Raw genomic sequence first — 16,649 nt, forward strand, 5'->3', positions numbered from 1 at the left:
TGATTTGTTGTTCGTATTGCTTTGTTAAAAGTGTGCGAAATGAATTGTGACAAAAACTATTAGTAGGATATGCGTCCCATGGCGCCGATGGATACAAATATTGAAAGCCGCACGATAGCGGTTCTCGTTGATAACGAGCCTGGCGTTTTGGCCAGAGTTATTGGCCTGTTTTCAGGCCGCGGATATAACATTGAGAGCTTGACTGTGACTGAAGTTGACGTCGCACACGGGTTCTCAAGAATTACGGTTGTAACATCTGGTACGGCCCAGATTTTGGAACAGATTAAAGCCCAGTTGGGGCGTCTTGTTCCTGTTCACCGCGTCCGTGATTTGACAAAGGAAGGGACTTCTGTTGAAAGAGAACTTGCTTTGATCAAAGTTGCTGGCGCTGGTGAAAAGCGTGTTGAGGCATTACGGATTGCGGATATTTTCCGTGCCCGTGTTGTCGATTCCAGCCATGATCACTTTGTTTTTGAAATGACCGGGCAAAGTGACAAGTTGGATGTCTTTGTTGATCTAATGCAACCCTTAGGATTGATTGATGTCAGTCGGACAGGTGTTGTAGCCATTTCCCGCGGGGCGAAGGCGCTCTAGGCGATACAACCCACGAGATTTTCTATTTGATTTAGCTATGAATAGCTACAGTAAGGAAGGAATAAGCGATGCGTGTCTATTATGACCGTGATGCGGATGTAAATCTGATTAAAGGTAAGAAGGTTGTAATCGTTGGTTACGGTAGCCAGGGTCATGCCCATGCTAACAACCTGAAAGACAGCGGCGTTAAAGATGTGCGTGTAGCACTTCGTCCAAGCTCAAGCTCTGTGGCAAAAGCTGAAGCGGCTGGCTTTGAAGTTATGGCACCTGCTGATGCAGCTGCTTGGGCAGATGTCGTTATGATCCTGACTCCTGATGAAAATCAGGCAGCTCTTTATAATGCTGATCTTGTTGCAAACCTCAAAGAAGGTGCCGCAATCGTCTTTGCTCACGGTTTGAATGTTCACTTCAAGCTGATTGAACCACGTTCTGATCTTGATGTTTTCATGATCGCACCTAAAGGCCCGGGTCACACTGTTCGTAGCGAATACCTCAAAGGTGGGGGTGTTCCATGTTTGATCGCTGTTCATCAGAACGCTTCTGGTAATGCGCAGGAAATCGCGCTTTCTTATGCTTCTGCTATTGGTGGTGGTCGTTCTGGTGTTATCGAAACGACTTTCCGTGAAGAATGTGAAACTGATCTCTTTGGTGAGCAGGTTGTTCTTTGTGGTGGTCTTTGTGACTTGATTAAAGCTGGTTTCGAAACATTGACTGAAGCAGGTTATGCACCTGAAATGGCTTACTTTGAGTGCTTGCACGAAGTGAAACTGATTGTGGATCTGATGTACGAAGGTGGTATGGCGAACATGCGTTATTCCATCTCTAACACTGCGGAATTTGGTGACTATGTAACTGGTCCTCGCATCATCACTGACGAAACAAAAGCTGAAATGAAGCGCGTTCTTGCTGATATTCAGTCTGGTCGTTTCGTACAGAAATTCGTTTTGGATTATCAAGCGGGTCAACCTGAGCTTAAAGCAACACGCGGTTTGAATGCCGAACATCCAATTGAGGAAGTTGGTTCTCGCCTGCGTGCGATGATGCCATGGATTGGTGCAAACAAGCTTGTAGACAAAGAAAAGAACTAATTTTCTTTATATTTTGAAAAAAAGGCGGGTTTTCCCGCCTTTTTTTGTGTTTGATAGCGTTTATTAACCATCTTTAAAGCTCTTTCTTTGCACGATGTGTCTGTGGGGGAATAGGTGTAAATACAGGTTGATAACAAGGAAATCGTGAAAGAGTAACTAAACTGCGATTTTCGACCTTTCACAAAACGTGAAAAGTGTTATTGTACCCGACCATCGGGACATTCTGTTTCGGGGGGAATTTTGTGACTTTCTCCAAACATTACGGGGTCGTGCCTTGCAAGATAGGTTTTGCAAGAGTATCCCTCGCATTATTGTGTATGACGTTTGTAAATTAGGGATAGCTAATTCATGGTCTCTTTGTTTGGCATGTTTTCTACCGATATGGCCATTGACCTCGGTACCGCCAACACCTTGGTATATGTGAAGGGGCGGGGCATTGTCCTCAACGAACCTTCAGTGGTTGCAATTGGTGAGAAAAAAGGCAAGAAACAAGTTCTTGCTGTTGGTGATGAAGCCAAGTTAATGCTTGGTCGTACACCTGGTAACATCCAAGCTATTAGGCCATTGCGCGATGGTGTTATTGCTGACTTTGATGTCGCAGAAGAAATGATTAAGCACTTTATACACAAAGTGCATGGCCGCCGTTCATTTGCCCGCCCAAGAATTGTTGTCTGTGTTCCTTTTGGGTCTACAGCGGTTGAGCGCCGTGCCATTCAGGAATCTGCTGAATCTGCTGGTGCTCGCGAAGTTCACCTTGTCGAAGAGCCAATGGCTGCTGCGATTGGTGCTGGACTGCCTGTGACAGAGCCAACGGGTTCTATGGTCGTTGATATTGGTGGTGGTACAACGGAAGTTGCTGTTCTATCTCTTGGTGGAATTGTTTATTCAAGGTCTGTTCGTGTTGGTGGCGACAAAATGGATGAAGCTATTATTGCTTATATCCGTCGTAACCATAACCTTCTTGTTGGTGAAGCATCAGCCGAACGTATCAAAAAGGAAATTGGATCAGCTTGCCCGCCAGAAGATGGCGAAGGCATGACAATGGAAATCAAAGGCCGTGATCTTATGAACGGCGTTCCTAAAGAGTTGATTATTTCAGAACGTCAGATTGCTGAGGCTCTTGCCGAGCCTGTAGGTGGCATTGTTGAGGCTGTTAAGGTTGCTCTTGAGCATACAGCGCCGGAACTTGCTGCTGATATCGTAGATAAGGGCATTGTCTTGACAGGTGGCGGCGGATTGTTGCGTAATCTTGATTATGTTCTACGTGCCTCTACTGGTCTGCCTGTGTCCATTGCAGACGATCCTCTTAGCTGTGTAGCCATGGGAACGGGGCGCTGCCTCGAAGATTGGAAAACACTTCAGCACGTTCTCATTCAGATGTATTAAAATAAATTTGAAATTATTTGATGCTTTCATCATTTTAAAAGTTATTTTTTAACTTTTTGGTGTATAGTATATAGAATAGTTTCAAAGGTTTGTGGCAATTATCTCATGTTGAATGTAACAGGAGCAGGACTTGAGTAAGAGGATCGGAGCCATTAGTCATGTGACGACGCCTGTTCAGGCGTGGCTTCATGGTTCTGCGTATGCTGTTTTGATCGTTGTTGCTATAGCATTGATAATTATGGCAAAAACAGGAAATGTTGGCGTTGAACGCGTCCGTACAGCGGTTGTTGATGGCGTATCTCCCTTGATGGAAATCGCCAATCGTCCTGTTGTTATGATAAGTGATACGATTGAAACTGCCCAAAATTATGTGGCGCTAAAATCTGAAAATGAAGAACTACGTCGTCAGAATGAAAATTTACGACGCTGGCAAATTGCAGCTGCTAAATTGCAGGGTGAAAACGCATCTCTACGAGGCATGTTAAATCTTGCACCGACACGGGCGCCAAATATAACGACGGCGATGGTCGTTGCTGATCAGGGTGGCTCTTTTGTCCGTTCTGTCGTTGTTAATGCTGGCAGCCTAGATGGCATAACCAAAGGCCAAGCAGCGATGACAGGTCTCGGTCTAGCTGGACGTGTGGCAGAGGTGGGGCGTCATTCTTCACGTGTTATTTTGTTAACTGATTTGAGCAGCCGTATTCCCGTTTTCGTTGGATCTTCTAGAGCCCGGGCCATCTTAGCTGGGGATAACTCTCCTTCGCCATCTTTATTATACTTGGATGAAGGAACGGAGGTTAAAGTTGGGGATGCGATATACACCTCCGGTCAAGGTGGTGGTTTTGTTACGGGCTTGCCTGTTGGCGTCGTTCACTCCTTGACGGATGTTTCGATTAAAGTGAGGCCTTATGCCGATTGGGGGCGTTTGGAGTTTCTTCGTCTTGAAGATTATAGACTGAAGCAAAATCTAGATATCCTGTACTCGGATAGCGGGGCCGAGAGACAAAAGTGAACCCAACCTTTTGGCAACGTATTGACGGACTTGCGCGATCTGCCTGTCCTTTCACGATTACGCTTTTACTCTCAGTTTTATTTCTAGTTCCCTTACGCATTCCAAACTTGGCAGAGGTTGTTCCTTCGGTCTTGCTGATATCAGTATTTTATTGGACATTATACCGACCTGATTTGATGCCGGTATGGGCTGTTTTCGGGCTAGCTTTTATTCATGATCTGTTGTCCGGTATTTTGTTGGGTGTTGGAGCTTTAATTCTTTTGTTGTTTTGTTTGGCATTAAATGGGCAGCGTAAGTTTCTTGTCGGTGCATCATTTTCTGCGCTTTGGATTAATTTCTTTATTCTCTCCAGTTTGGCTTTTCTATTTCAGTGGGTCTTAATATACTTATTGGAACCGGGTATTCCTGATTATAGACCAGTCATTTTTCAAAACCTGACAACAGTTGCTGTTTACCCTGCTTTTTCATGGATTTTTGCCTTGATTCAGCGAACGTTACTCAAGGATTAGGAATTATTTATGCCGATGGTTCACGAAGACCAGGACCGTCATAAAGGTTTTACACGTAGAATACTGATGCTTTCTTGCGGAAAGGCTGCATTATTATCTGCCCTTGTTGGCCGTATGTATTATTTACAGGTTATCGAGGCCGAAAAGTATAAAACCCTTGCTGAAGATAATCGTGTAAATTTACGCTTACTTCCCCCAAGGCGCGGCAATATCCTTGATCGTTTCGGTGTTGAAGTTGCAAATAATCAGCAAAATTTTAGAGTGGTTGTCGTCAAAGAACAAACGCCTGATCTTATGGCAACCTTGGATGCTCTCGCCAAGCTAATCAAACTTTCTGAACATGATTACAAACGTATTCTAAGGGATGTAAAACGTAAAAGAGGCTTTGTACCTGTTACTGTAAAAGATAATCTGAGTTGGGATCAGGTCAGTAGTATCGAAGTGAATTCTGCTGATTTACCTGGGGCTAGCATCGAAGTTGGAGAAACTCGTTTCTATCCATATGGGGCAGATATGTCTCATATTCTTGGATATGTGGCGGCAGTCTCTGAAAAAGAGCTAACAGGAGATCCGTTGCTTGAGCTGCCTGGCTTTAGAATTGGTAAAAGCGGCATTGAAAAATATCATGATAACGATATGCGTGGGCAGGCAGGCACCAGTGAATTTGAGGTGAATGCTTATGGTCGCGTAATACGAGAACTCGCCAGAAATGAAGGCGGTAGTGGTCGTGAGATGATCCTGACTGTTGATGCTGGGCTGCAAACTTTTGTTCAACAGCGACTAATGAGTGAGTTGTCTGCAGCAAGTGTTGTGATCGATATTCAAAATGGGGATGTACTCGCTATGGGCTCTGTGCCGGGGTACGATCCAAGTGCTTTTAATCTTGGCCTTAGTAGTAAACAGTGGAATGGGCTGATTAACAATCCGTATACGCCGCTGTCTAATAAGGCGATTTCGGGTACCTATGCCCCAGGATCAACCTTTAAAATGATTGTGGCCTTAGCTGCAATGAAAGAAGGTATCGGTGCTTTAAGTCATACGGCCTATTGTCCTGGTTTTATGAAGCTCGGGAATGCAAGGTTCCATTGTTGGAAGCGTGGTGGTCACGGCAATGTTAATATGATCGAAGGATTACAACATTCCTGCGATGTATATTTTTATGATGTTGCCCGTCGTATTGGCGTTGATAAGATCGCAGAAATGGCAAACAAATTTGGTCTAGGAGAAAAGGTAGGTATTGATCTCCCAGGTGAACGCTCGGGCGTTATTCCGACCAAAGCTTGGAAAGAGGCAAATATCGGCGAGCCATGGCAGGGTGGAGAAACGCTTGTAACTTCTATTGGGCAGGGGTTTGTTCTCGCAACCCCCCTTCAATTAGGGGTTATGGTCGCCCGGATCGCTGCTGGCGGTAAAAAAGTAATTCCCCGTCTCGCACGAGGTTATAGAGACGGCGAGAAAACTGTTGCTTATCCTGTTCCTGAGTTTGAGGACTTGGGTATTCCCTCAGAGCATATGAAAATGATTTTTCAAGGGATGGACGCTGTTTCGAACAATCCTCGTGGCACGGCTTATAAATATCGTATTAAAGATGAAGGCTGGGAGTTGGCTGGTAAAACCGGAACTGCGCAAGTACGCAGAATTACACTGGCGGAACGACAGGCGGGTGTTTTCAAGAACGAAGATTTACCTTGGCGACGTCGAGATCATGGGTTGTTTGTTGCTTATGCACCAGTTGATAATCCTCGTTATGCTTGTGCCGTTGTTGTTGAGCACGGTAGCGGATCGAAAAGTGCTGCCCCGATTGCCAGAGATATCTTGCGGGAGACACAAAGGCGTGATCCGGCTAATACGCCAGCTGTTCCTTTGCAGCATACGGCTGAAGCGACCAATACGGCTGATGAGGTGTAACTATGGGACAGCAACCACATTACCTAGGCCGACATAATCCCGAAATAACTCTTGGTCAGAAATTATGGCAATTAAATTGGGGGATGATTATTCTCATCTGTATGATTGCCTCTATTGGTTTGGGGATGCTCTATTCTGCTGCTAACGCAAGCTTTGATCCCTGGGCGTCACGGCAGGCGATCCGCTTCGCGGTAGGCTTTGTTTTTATGATTATCGTTGCTCTCGTGGATATAAGATTTTGGTTCCGCGTTAGTTATCTTTTTTATTTTGGTGCTTTGATACTTCTCGTCGGTGTTGAGGTCATGGGGAGCATCGGAATGGGAGCTCAGAGATGGATTGATCTGAAGTTTATTCAGTTACAACCATCAGAGTTGATGAAGGTTGCTATTGTCTTTGCTCTTGCCCGATATTTCCATGGTGTATCACAAGAAGATATCGGACGAATTTCCTTCCTGATTATTCCTTTGGCGATGGTTATTGCCCCTTCTGTACTTGTGCTGCGACAACCTGATTTGGGTACCACCGGTATGCTCGTGATGGCATCAGGGGCGGTTTTCTTTTGTGCTGGCGTTCGTCTTTGGAAGTTTGCAATAGTTGTCTTATCGGGGCTTGCCGCGATCCCGATTGGGTGGCAATTTTTACACACCTATCAAAAAAACCGGGTTTTGATCTTTCTTAATCCCGAGCAGGATCCTCTTGGAACTGGATACCATATTCATCAATCCAAGATCGCTTTTGGATCTGGTGGTGTGTTTGGTAAGGGCTTTCTTCAAGGATCGCAAAGCCATCTAAATTTCTTACCAGAAAAGCAAACAGACTTTATATTTACCATGCTTGCGGAAGAGTTTGGCCTGGTGGGCGGGCTTGTTCTGTTAGGCTTATACGTTCTTTTGATGGTTTATGGTCTGGCGATTTCACTACGTGCAAGAAATCAGTTTGGTCGGCTGTTGGCGATTGGCCTAACCTTTAACCTCTTCCTATACGTTTTCATCAATATTGCTATGATTATGGGGCTGGTACCTGTCGTTGGTGTTCCATTACCTTTAATATCATATGGCGGAACAGTCATGTTGACAGTTATGGTGGGGCTTGGTCTTGTCATGTCGGTGTGGCTACATAGAGACATTAAGATTTCCCGTCATGGCGTACATGATGAATAGATTCCCGTCATGGCGCGCTGTGGCGCGCATGATCAATCGCTTATGTCTCTGTGCTGAATGGTTCCTCGGCTAGTGTCTCTAATATCTATATTAGAGACACCAATATCCATAGCCGTTATCGAAGCGACGGTCTCTCCACATTCCCTTCATGTCAGCAATTAAGCCTGCTGGCTTTATGATTTGCTGGATATTGATATTTGTCAGCTCTTTGTAACCCCTATGAGGGACCGCCCCAATGACGCAGTCATAAGGTTCATCTGTTTCGAGAGATGATTTCAGTTCAATGTCAAAGAACTCTTTAGCTTCCAGGGGATCGGCCATTGAATCGTGGACATCAATTTTGTGCCCAAGCTCTTTTAGGTCCTGAACAATATCTATTATTTTTGTGTTTCTTAAGTCTGGTACGTCTTCTTTAAACGTTAATCCGAGAATAAGAGTACGCGGCTGATGCATACTTTGGTCTCTGGCGAGTATTGTGTTGTGAATGGCATTACTTACAGCTTTGCTCATTGCTTCATTTGTAGAGCGGCCTGACAATATGACCTTTGGGTCGTGTCCTACTGCTGTTGCACAATGAGCGAGATAGTAAGGATCCACGCCGATACAGTGTCCGCCAACAAGACCGGGTTGGAAGTTCAAGAAATTCCACTTTGTGCCCGCAGCCTCTAAAACATCGTAAACTGAAATGCCTAGATTCTGGAAAATAACAGCGATTTCATTTACGAAGGCGATGTTGATATCCCTTTGAGCATTTTCAATTACTTTTGCAGCTTCGGCCGTTTTAATATTCTTTGCTAAAAAGATCCTATCGCCGTTCATTGTGCCATAAATACTTTTCAGTAATTGAGCGACTTCCGGGGTCTGACCGGCAACAACTTTTGTGATGTTATCTACGGTATGTACTTTATCCCCAGGGTTGATTCTCTCTGGGGAATAACCAAGAAAGAAGTCTTTGCCACATTCCAAGCCTGATCCATTGGCGAGAATAGGACCACAAATGTCTTCTGTTACACCGGGGTACACCGTACTTTCATAAACAACGATATCCCCTTTTTTTAAGAAACTGCTCACAGTTTCAGATGCTTTTTTTACCGGGGTAAGGTCCGGTGTATTATTCTCATCGACAGGTGTTGGAACCGTTACGATATGAATGTTGTGTCCACTGAGTTCCGCTTTGTCACTTGTCAGGTGAAGTGTAGAATTTCGTAAATCGGATGTTTCTATTTCGCCGGTGCGGTCAACGCCTTCTCTCAGTTCATTTATACGGCTTTGGTTTATATCAAAGCCAGTAACTTTATAATGCTTTGCTAAATGGACTGCTAGCGGAAGGCCAACATAGCCTAGGCCAATAATACTAATTGTTGGATTTTCTGTCATAATACCAGCTTGAATATGTCAAATCTAATCTGTGTCCGTTGTAAGTGATCATGCATACCTAGGCAATATGAATTCAAGAGAGGCGGGAGTTGTTTGTGATAAACTTCTGCTGAACATTCCAAAAGATTGCTGCTTGACTATTTGTTTACCATTTTGGTGTTACTTAAAGTAGTGCGAATATGTCATGAAATCAAAAGGTTGTCTTAAATGGCAGAATATAAAGGTATCGAACGGCGCCTGGTTTTCCGCCTGCTTGATTATTGGGAGAAGAAAAAAGACGGTCGGAAAATGCCGAGTTTGGATGATATTAAGGCTTCTGAACTGGGAGATGACTGGGATTGGTGTTTTTTAATTTTGCTGGGCGATGAAGATGAAAGTGCAACTTTTCATTATATTGGATCTTTAATCTGGCCGAATGATCGCTCGCCTTTAGTGGGAAAAGAAGTAAGTGCTAGCCCTGATGAAAGTCTAGTTAAGCAAGCGACCCGTTTTATGCCCAGAGTTCTAGAGTTGGGGGTGCCTGTCAGTGTCGGAGGTGAGTGCTCAGATGGGGGGGATAAGCTTCTTTATCGCAGCACATTAATGCCTTTATCTTCGGATGATGAATTTGTTGATGCGCTCTTTGGCGGTGCCAATTGCCGAAAAGTGATGAACAAATAGGGATTAAAGCCATGATGTCTCAGGCTGTTTCTTTCGAAGTTGATACATATCAGAATAATCGGTGGGTACTGGAGTGTGTCCTTGATGATAAAGATATGGCGCTGTCTACAGCAAAAAGGCTGTATGATTCCAAACGTTTCTCTGCTGTGAGGGTTGTGCAGGAAACTTATGATGAAAATAGTAACTCTAGCCGCGAACGGGTTATTTTTGAAACGACTGTTGCTGATCGGGATAATCGAGCTGCTAAAGCGCGTCAAACAGCAACGAAAGTTGACCGATCCGAGCGCCAGCCTCTAAAAAAACGACCTCGTAAAACAACAGAACAGAATCCTGCTAAGAAAAGTGGCCCCAGTCTTTGGGTGTTGCTTCTTCTCTTCGCAATAATCTCGGCCGGTGGCCTGGGGCTGTTGGTTTATGTAAAAAGTCTATAATGCTCCTGATGTAAAAATCCCCCGAAGTTTATCGGGGGATTTGTCAAAAAATCTTCGGGTTGATTTTTGATTCGTTATTTCCAGTAAGTGGTGAAATCTTCCGGATCTGGGCGTTTACGGTCTTTTACTTCTCTCTCAACGCTGCCGACATACAAGAAGCCGATAATATCCATATTGTCTTCTAAGCCTAGTCCGGCTTTGACATTTGGATCATACGCAGCGTTTCCGGTTAACCAGATTGCTCCATAATTCCGTTCATGGGCGGCAAGCATAATGTTCTGTGCTGCGGCGCCAGCAGAGAGAACGCGTTCGTTTTTGGGAACCCCGGGTTTTTCATCTGTCATTACAGAGCAGACAACAATAACCAATGGAGCTAGTTTGGGGCGGCTGCCTTCTTTTTCCAGTTGTTCTGCTGTTGCGTCTGGATTTCTTTTCCTAAGTGATTCAACAAACAGATCAGATAGTTTATTTCTTGCGTCATCTTCTATAACGATAAAACGCCATGGGCGAAGCCATCCATGGTCAGGTGCGGTGACGGCTGCACGAAGCATGTAGTTGATGTCTTCTTTGCTTGGGGCTGGGTCTACCATCCATTGGGTGACGATAGATTTGCGAGATAAAAGAAATGACAAGGTGTTCTCCTAATAAGCTGTATTTCTCTCAATAAATGATAATTCTAACATTTACACCCTCTTTTTATTTTTCTTCATAAGAAGATAGTAGGGAATTTTTTTATTCAAAATAGATCATTAATCTGTTTGCAATCAATTCTCATTTACACTATGTATTGGGCGTGGATGAAAATCATTCTCAATGGCGAGAAAAGAAATGTACGTTTGCATATGTAATGGTTTTACAGAAAAAGATGTAAAAAACGCGGTCGGTTTGGGCGCGTCTTCTGTTGCGGGCGTATATAAAGCAATGGATTGTTCACCACAGTGCGGAAAGTGCGGTTGTGACATCAAAGATATGCTTGATGAAGAGAAATCGTTTAATGCACAGTTTGCAAAAATGAAACATCTCGCGGCTGAATAAATCAGCAATACCAAAAAATTTTATCACAGTTTCTTCTCAGTATGTTCGTGCGGCTTATACCGTGTTTCATTAGGTTTTCCGGTATGCACATTGTTTGTAAGTTTTTGATAAAATGCAACGCTAAGTGATTTTTCCTAGGATTTCTTTGAGATCTGAACAACCCATTATTAAATGATTTCAATAATCAAATATGCTATCTAACAATTTGGAGCAGTGGTTTTAACGTTGCTGTTTCTTCTGTTGCCTAATAGTATTAGGCAACAGATTATATTGTATAAATTAAAGTTGTTTTTTGGTGAGGGATTATGAAAAACGCACAGGTGAAAGCTACACAGTTAAAAGATTATGTAGCGCCAGCTTTCTTAGTAGACCATGTAGATTTGGCGTTTTTCCTTAAGCCTGAAGCAACAAAAGTTCATTCAAAATTAAAAGTTAGACAAAGCTCAAATAGCAAAAAGCCTCTGGTTTTGGATGGGGATGAATTGCGGTTGGATTCTGTTGCTATTGATGGACGCGTGTTGAGTACTGATGAATATCAACTTAATGAGTTTTCTCTTACAGTTTCTGACTTTCCGGCGGAGGGTGAACTGGAGATCGTTACCTTTATTGATCCAGTCCAGAATACTAAGCTTGAAGGGCTTTACCTGTCAGGAGGTAACTTTTGTACTCAATGCGAGGCCGAGGGCTTCCGCCGTATAACATTTTACCCTGATCGTCCCGATGTTATGGCAACATATACAGTGACAGTACATGCAGACAAAGCAAGTTATCCTATCCTGCTTTCAAATGGGAACCTGATTGATCAAGGTGTCAATGAAGATGGAAGTCATTGGGCCCGTTGGGATGATCCCTTTCCTAAGCCGAGCTATCTATTTGCCCTCGTAGCAGGGGATTTGGCTTGTCACGAAGACGTTTTCAAAACACGTTCTGGTCAAGATGTAACCCTGAAAATTTTTGTTGAGCATGGGAACGAAGATAAGTGTGCCTATGCTATGGATTCCCTTATCCGTTCAATGAAATGGGATGAAGACCGGTTTGGGTTGGAATACGATCTGGATATATTCAATATTGTTGCTGTTAGTGATTTTAATATGGGGGCGATGGAGAACAAGAGCCTTAATATCTTTAACTCTAAATGCATACTGGCAAGCCCTGATACTGCGACTGATATGGAATTTGAACGTATTGAGGCCATTGTCGCCCATGAATATTTTCACAACTGGACAGGAAATCGTGTCACCTGTCGTGATTGGTTTCAGTTGAGTTTGAAAGAAGGTTTGACGGTTTATCGTGATCAGGAATTTACAGCAGACATGCGGTCTGCCCCTGTAAAACGAATTCAGGATGTACGTACATTACGTGCGCGACAATTCCCCGAAGACTCTGGGCCTCTTTCTCACCCGATCAGACCGGAATCTTATATCGAGATAAATAATTTCTATACCTCTACGGTGTACGAAAAAGGTGGCGAAGTTATTCGTATGATGGCTGAGCTTCTTGGGAAAGAGGGATTCCGAAAGGGGCTCGACCTTTACTTTAAACGGCATGATAATCAGGCTGTAACCTGTGATGATTTCGTTGCCGCAATGGAAGATGCGAACGGGGTCGATCTTAATCATTTCCGTTTGTGGTATAGCCAGGCCGGAACGCCAGAAGTCGAAGCCAGCTGGTCCTATGACGCAGAAGAAAAAAGTTTTACGTTGACGTTAGATCAGCTTACGGCACCAACACCGGGCCAGAAAACAAAACGGCCTTTGCTGATACCATTTACTGTTGGTCTTATTGGTGAGGATGGTGAAGAGCTGCCCTTAAAACTTCAAGGCGAGAGCGATGAAGGTTCGGTAACCAATCGTACACTCCGTTTCGATCAGGAACATCAAACTTTTAAGTTTGTCGATCTACATCAACGTCCAACCCCATCTTTGAATAGAAATTTTTCGGCGCCGATTAAGCTGTCGACAAAATATACAACTGAAGATCTTGGCTTTTTAATGGGACATGATAAGGATGCATTTAGCCGATGGGACGCGGCGCAAACTTATGCTTCCAGATTAATCCTTAAGATGGTGCAAACCATTCAAGAAGGTGGGAGCCCGAAATTTGATGCTCAGTACGCAGAAAAAGTCGCGTTGAATATCGCAGATAAGTCTCTTGATCCTGCATTTTTAGCACAGATGTTAACTTTGCCTTCTGTCGATTATGTCACTGAACAAATGGAAGTCGCAGATTTCGCCGCAGTAGAGAAAGCCAGGTCTGTTTTCAAAGTGGGCATTGCAAAGGCTTTGTTTGAGCAGTTTAAAGATCTGTATTTGGTTGCTAATGACAGCATGCCTTATAGCCCGGATTCCATATCTGCGGGGCGTCGTGCCCTTCGTAATGTAGCACTTGGATACTTGTCAGTTATTGACGATCCCGAGTGTCTAAAGCTTGTTGTCGCGCAATTTGACGCCTCGGACAATATGACGGACCGAATGGCTGCGTTGTCCTTATTGGCTGATATCCCGGGTCAGGAAAGAGAAAAGGCATTAAGCGAATTTGAAAGCCGTTATGCCGATAATACTCTGGTGATGGACAAATGGTTTGCTGTTCAGGCCACATCAACAATACCAAATGCATTGGACGAAGTGAAAAAACTACTCTCGCATTCAACCTTCTCTTATAAGAACCCGAATAAAGTCAGAGCTCTTATCGGAGCATTTTCTGGTGCAAACCCCGCTCGGTTTCATGCTGAAGATGGTGAAGGTTACCGTTTCTTGGCCGATAGTATTATTCGCCTCAACAGCATCAATCCACAGGTTGCCTCAAAAATTCTGGCACCATTGGGAAGCTGGCGACGGATGAATGCGACACATCAAAAAATGATGAAAACGGAGCTGCAGCGCATTCTGGATACAGAAAATCTCTCTAATGATGTTTATGAGATTGCGTCTAAATCTCTTTCTTAGATCTAGATAACGTTTCGAATAGTAAAAATGCCTGGTTAAGCGGGCATTTTTATCTGACAAGAAGTTTACGGCAATCACCTAATCTGTCCTGCCAACCGAGAGTTACCAGTTCGGGCGTATCTTTTTCTTCGGTTGGGTAGCCTATGCAGCAATAGGCTACCAATGTCCACTCGTCGGGTACTTCTAATGTCTGCTTTACCGCATCTGGATCGATGATTGAGACCCATCCAAGGCCAATGCCTTTTGCACGTGCAGCAAGCCAAAGAGTGTGGACCGATAAAACAGCTGAGTATCGCAACATCTCAGGCATGGACTGGTGTCCAAGTCCATGGCCTTGGTCGGTTTCTTCATGAGCGAAAACTGCCAGCTGTATTGGGGCGCGATCCATGCCTGATAATTTAAGGCTGGCGTATAACTGTGCTTTTTCTCCGTCATAACCTTCAAGAGCCTGTGCATTGGTGCGTTCAAAGTTTTCTTTGATTTCTTTTTTCTTAGCGTCGCTTTCGACCAACACATAGCGCCAGGGTTGGCTATTTCCCACTGATGGAGCAAGACAGGCGAGATCCAGTAGCTCATCCAGTGTGCCGTCAGGCAGCGGATCAGTTTTGAATTGGCGCACATCCCTGCGCCATTCGAGCAGCTCGGTTAATTTGTTGCAAAAATTATCGTTGAAATCTGGTTTGTTCATTGCACTTAAAGCCAATCGTCACTGGATGTTGCTGATAGAAAATGCATGGAATGTCGGGAACTGTCGATGGTTTTATTCATATTAACCGTTTTTGATATTTGCCTTGCAACAACTTTATGTCCAAGAGAAAAGAATAGATGATAATTTTTAGAAAGCGGTATGTTTCCTGTAAAGATTGAGAGTTCCAAGTGATGGTAGAAAAAAATACTGCACCGGCTCATTCGTTGATTTTGGGCGGGGCTCGTTCAGGAAAGAGCAGCTATGCCGAACAGATGGTTGAGGGGCAGGGTGGCCCCTGTCTTTATGTCGCGACGGCGAGGATCTGGGATGATGAGATGGCGGACCGGATTGATGAACATAAAGAGCGTCGGGGAGATCAGTGGACGACCTTTGAAGAGCCACTGGATATAGTGCAATGCCTTAAGCGTATACAGAGGCCAGATGGAACTATTCTCGTCGATTGCCTAACTCTTTGGGTGACAAACCTGATGATGGAAGGTCGTGATCCTGACGTAGAAGGTGCACAATTGGTCGCGTCTTTGGCCGAGTTGTCTTGCCCTGTTGTGTTAGTTTCAAATGAAGTCGGTTTAGGAATTGTTCCCATGGACAAGATGTCCAGAGATTTCAGGGACTATGCAGGACGTTTACATCAGCGTCTTGCCGCAGTAGTTCCTTCCGTAACATTTATGGTGTCAGGATTGCCAATGCAGGTGAAACCATCTGTTGCATGCGCTGACTAAATTTTTAAAAGCAGGATTTTTAAGTATGTCTCAAGCAGCAAAAATTCCAGCCACTGTTATTACAGGTTTTTTGGGTGCTGGTAAAACTTCGACAATACAGCATCTTTTGAAGACGGCTGGTGGTAAACGAATTGCGCTTATTATTAATGAATTTGGTGACCTTGGTGTTGATAGCGACATTGTTAAAGGTTGTGGCATCGAAGGGTGCAATGATGATGATGTTCTCGAACTTGCCAATGGATGTATTTGTTGCACCGTTGCGGATGATTTTATTCCGACAATTGAAAAACTGCTAAATCGCGAAACACCCCCGGACCATATTATCATTGAAACATCTGGACTTGCCTTGCCCAAACCATTGGTCAAAGCTTTTAACTGGCCAGAAATTCGTACCCGGGTAACCGTTGATGGGGTCATTACGTTGGTTGATGGTAGAGCTGTCGCCGATGGTCTGTTTGCAACGAACCCTGAAGCAATTGCGCAGCAGCGTGAAGCCGATGAAAATCTTGATCATGAAAGCCCCTTGGAAGAGCTTTTCGAAGAGCAGCTCGCCTGTGCTGACATGGTTGTTGTGAACAAGCTTGATCTGCTCAACGAAGGTGATATGGATACCGTCCTTGCGGCAATCCGGAAAGAAATTCGCCCCGAAGTGAAAATCGTGAAAATATCTCATGGTGAGATTAATGCCTCTGTTCTGCTTGGTCTGGAAGCTGCAGCTGAGGATGATCTGGATGCTCGGCCTTCACATCATGATGATGGGCACGAACATGACCATGATGATTTCGAAAGCTTTGCGGTTGAGTTGGGCGAGATTGCAAATCCTGAAGCCTTGATTGAAAAGCTGCTTCCGATTGTGGCAGAGCACGACATTCTTCGTGTGAAAGGTTTTGCGGCTGTAGTTGATAAAGATATGCGCCTTGTGATTCAGGGCGTGGGCAGTCGTTTCCAGCATTATTTTGATCAGGAATGGTCAGAAGGCGTTGAACGTCGTTCTCGCCTTGTGATTATTGGGGATCACGATATGGATGAAGCGGCTATTCGTGCTGCGATTGCGGCCTAAATAATATAACACCGGGGCGGGATATAACGCTTCCGGTCCCGGTGTATATAAGTATC

16 protein-coding genes are annotated in these 16,649 nt (G+C 44.3%); 13 read left to right on the plus strand and 3 right to left on the minus strand.

Going from position 1 to position 16,649, the window contains the following annotated elements; all coding sequences use genetic code 11:
* Positions 1-87 precede the first annotated feature (87 nt).
* The 7 genes from ilvN (at position 88) to rodA (ending at position 7,657) form a co-directional block, all read left to right on the plus strand.
* Positions 88-594 carry an acetolactate synthase small subunit gene (gene ilvN, locus ACN0W5_RS04690; protein WP_299379296.1) on the plus strand — a complete coding sequence of 169 codons (507 nt, stop codon included), beginning with the start codon at positions 88-90 and terminating at the stop codon, positions 592-594.
* A gap of 68 nt (positions 595-662) precedes the next feature.
* On the plus strand, positions 663-1,682 hold the full coding sequence (ilvC, locus tag ACN0W5_RS04695) for a ketol-acid reductoisomerase (RefSeq protein WP_417453039.1): 1,020 nt from the start codon (positions 663-665) through the stop codon (positions 1,680-1,682).
* A 348-nt stretch (positions 1,683-2,030) separates the two neighbouring features.
* Complete coding sequence (locus tag ACN0W5_RS04700) at positions 2,031-3,068, plus strand: rod shape-determining protein (RefSeq protein WP_046509031.1); 1,038 nt, start codon at positions 2,031-2,033, stop codon at positions 3,066-3,068.
* Positions 3,069-3,198: 130 nt separating this feature from the next.
* Positions 3,199-4,080: a rod shape-determining protein MreC gene (mreC, locus tag ACN0W5_RS04705; RefSeq protein WP_417453040.1), complete on the plus strand. Its 882-nt coding sequence runs from the start codon at positions 3,199-3,201 to the stop codon at positions 4,078-4,080.
* Positions 4,077-4,589, plus strand: a complete 513-nt coding sequence (gene mreD / locus ACN0W5_RS04710) for a rod shape-determining protein MreD (protein WP_417453041.1) — start codon at positions 4,077-4,079, stop codon at positions 4,587-4,589. Before mreC ends, mreD begins: the two co-directional genes overlap by 4 nt.
* A 9-nt stretch (positions 4,590-4,598) precedes the next feature.
* Positions 4,599-6,497 (plus strand): penicillin-binding protein 2, encoded by a 1,899-nt coding sequence (gene mrdA, locus ACN0W5_RS04715; RefSeq protein ID WP_417453042.1) that lies wholly within the window; start codon positions 4,599-4,601, stop codon positions 6,495-6,497.
* A gap of 2 nt (positions 6,498-6,499) precedes the next feature.
* On the plus strand, positions 6,500-7,657 hold the full coding sequence (rodA, locus tag ACN0W5_RS04720) for a rod shape-determining protein RodA (protein ID WP_417453043.1): 1,158 nt from the start codon (positions 6,500-6,502) through the stop codon (positions 7,655-7,657).
* 90 nt (positions 7,658-7,747) lie between these two features.
* Here rodA and ACN0W5_RS04725 read toward each other — a convergent pair whose 3' ends face one another.
* Entirely contained in the window at positions 7,748-9,034 is a 1,287-nt protein-coding gene (locus ACN0W5_RS04725) for a nucleotide sugar dehydrogenase (protein WP_417453044.1), read from the minus strand.
* A 207-nt stretch (positions 9,035-9,241) separates the two neighbouring features.
* On the opposite strand from ACN0W5_RS04725, the gene ACN0W5_RS04730 reads away from it, so the two are divergent.
* Together ACN0W5_RS04730 and ACN0W5_RS04735 are read left to right on the plus strand one after the other, a co-directional pair.
* Positions 9,242-9,694 (plus strand): hypothetical protein, encoded by a 453-nt coding sequence (locus ACN0W5_RS04730; RefSeq protein ID WP_417453045.1) that lies wholly within the window; start codon positions 9,242-9,244, stop codon positions 9,692-9,694.
* Positions 9,670-10,125: a hypothetical protein gene (locus tag ACN0W5_RS04735; RefSeq protein ID WP_417453046.1), complete on the plus strand. Its 456-nt coding sequence runs from the start codon at positions 9,670-9,672 to the stop codon at positions 10,123-10,125. Before ACN0W5_RS04730 ends, ACN0W5_RS04735 begins: the two co-directional genes overlap by 25 nt.
* A 74-nt stretch (positions 10,126-10,199) precedes the next feature.
* Here the strand turns inward: ACN0W5_RS04735 and ACN0W5_RS04740 are convergent, their stop codons facing one another.
* Entirely contained in the window at positions 10,200-10,757 is a 558-nt protein-coding gene (locus ACN0W5_RS04740; RefSeq protein WP_417453047.1) for a nitroreductase, read from the minus strand.
* 181 nt (positions 10,758-10,938) lie between these two features.
* Between ACN0W5_RS04740 and ACN0W5_RS04745 the strand changes: the two genes are divergently transcribed.
* Complete coding sequence (locus ACN0W5_RS04745; RefSeq protein ID WP_299380740.1) at positions 10,939-11,160, plus strand: (2Fe-2S)-binding protein; 222 nt, start codon at positions 10,939-10,941, stop codon at positions 11,158-11,160.
* 305 nt (positions 11,161-11,465) lie between these two features.
* Positions 11,466-14,105 (plus strand): aminopeptidase N, encoded by a 2,640-nt coding sequence (pepN, locus tag ACN0W5_RS04750; RefSeq protein ID WP_417453048.1) that lies wholly within the window; start codon positions 11,466-11,468, stop codon positions 14,103-14,105.
* A 49-nt stretch (positions 14,106-14,154) separates the two neighbouring features.
* On the opposite strand, the gene bluB is transcribed toward pepN, so the two are convergent.
* On the minus strand, positions 14,155-14,793 hold the full coding sequence (gene bluB / locus ACN0W5_RS04755) for a 5,6-dimethylbenzimidazole synthase (protein ID WP_417453049.1): 639 nt from the start codon (positions 14,791-14,793) through the stop codon (positions 14,155-14,157).
* A 191-nt stretch (positions 14,794-14,984) separates the two neighbouring features.
* Here bluB and cobU point away from each other — a divergent pair, with 191 nt between their 5' ends.
* Positions 14,985-15,533: a bifunctional adenosylcobinamide kinase/adenosylcobinamide-phosphate guanylyltransferase gene (gene cobU / locus ACN0W5_RS04760; protein ID WP_417453050.1), complete on the plus strand. Its 549-nt coding sequence runs from the start codon at positions 14,985-14,987 to the stop codon at positions 15,531-15,533.
* Positions 15,534-15,558: 25 nt separating this feature from the next.
* Positions 15,559-16,593 carry a cobalamin biosynthesis protein CobW gene (gene cobW / locus ACN0W5_RS04765; protein WP_417453051.1) on the plus strand — a complete coding sequence of 345 codons (1,035 nt, stop codon included), beginning with the start codon at positions 15,559-15,561 and terminating at the stop codon, positions 16,591-16,593.
* The last annotated feature ends 56 nt before the right edge of the window (positions 16,594-16,649 follow it).

The sequence above is a fragment of the Kiloniella sp. genome, from assembly GCF_048270245.1.
Taxonomy (GTDB): Bacteria; Pseudomonadota; Alphaproteobacteria; order Kiloniellales; family Kiloniellaceae; genus Kiloniella.

Excerpts from the sequence above, each read along its gene's own strand:
- mrdA (WP_417453042.1), top strand. The coding sequence starts at position 4,599 with ATGCCGATGGTTCACGAAGACCAGGACCGTCATAAAGGTTTTACACGT.
- bluB (WP_417453049.1), bottom strand. The coding sequence starts at position 14,793 with ATGAACAAACCAGATTTCAACGATAATTTTTGCAACAAATTAACCGAG.
- pepN (WP_417453048.1), top strand. The coding sequence starts at position 11,466 with ATGAAAAACGCACAGGTGAAAGCTACACAGTTAAAAGATTATGTAGCG.
- ACN0W5_RS04725 (WP_417453044.1), bottom strand. The coding sequence starts at position 9,034 with ATGACAGAAAATCCAACAATTAGTATTATTGGCCTAGGCTATGTTGGC.
- ilvC (WP_417453039.1), top strand. The coding sequence starts at position 663 with ATGCGTGTCTATTATGACCGTGATGCGGATGTAAATCTGATTAAAGGT.
- ACN0W5_RS04730 (WP_417453045.1), top strand. The coding sequence starts at position 9,242 with ATGGCAGAATATAAAGGTATCGAACGGCGCCTGGTTTTCCGCCTGCTT.
- cobW (WP_417453051.1), top strand. The coding sequence starts at position 15,559 with ATGTCTCAAGCAGCAAAAATTCCAGCCACTGTTATTACAGGTTTTTTG.
- ACN0W5_RS04745 (WP_299380740.1), top strand. The coding sequence starts at position 10,939 with ATGGCGAGAAAAGAAATGTACGTTTGCATATGTAATGGTTTTACAGAA.
- rodA (WP_417453043.1), top strand. The coding sequence starts at position 6,500 with ATGGGACAGCAACCACATTACCTAGGCCGACATAATCCCGAAATAACT.
- ilvN (WP_299379296.1), top strand. The coding sequence starts at position 88 with ATGGATACAAATATTGAAAGCCGCACGATAGCGGTTCTCGTTGATAAC.
- cobU (WP_417453050.1), top strand. The coding sequence starts at position 14,985 with ATGGTAGAAAAAAATACTGCACCGGCTCATTCGTTGATTTTGGGCGGG.
- ACN0W5_RS04700 (WP_046509031.1), top strand. The coding sequence starts at position 2,031 with ATGGTCTCTTTGTTTGGCATGTTTTCTACCGATATGGCCATTGACCTC.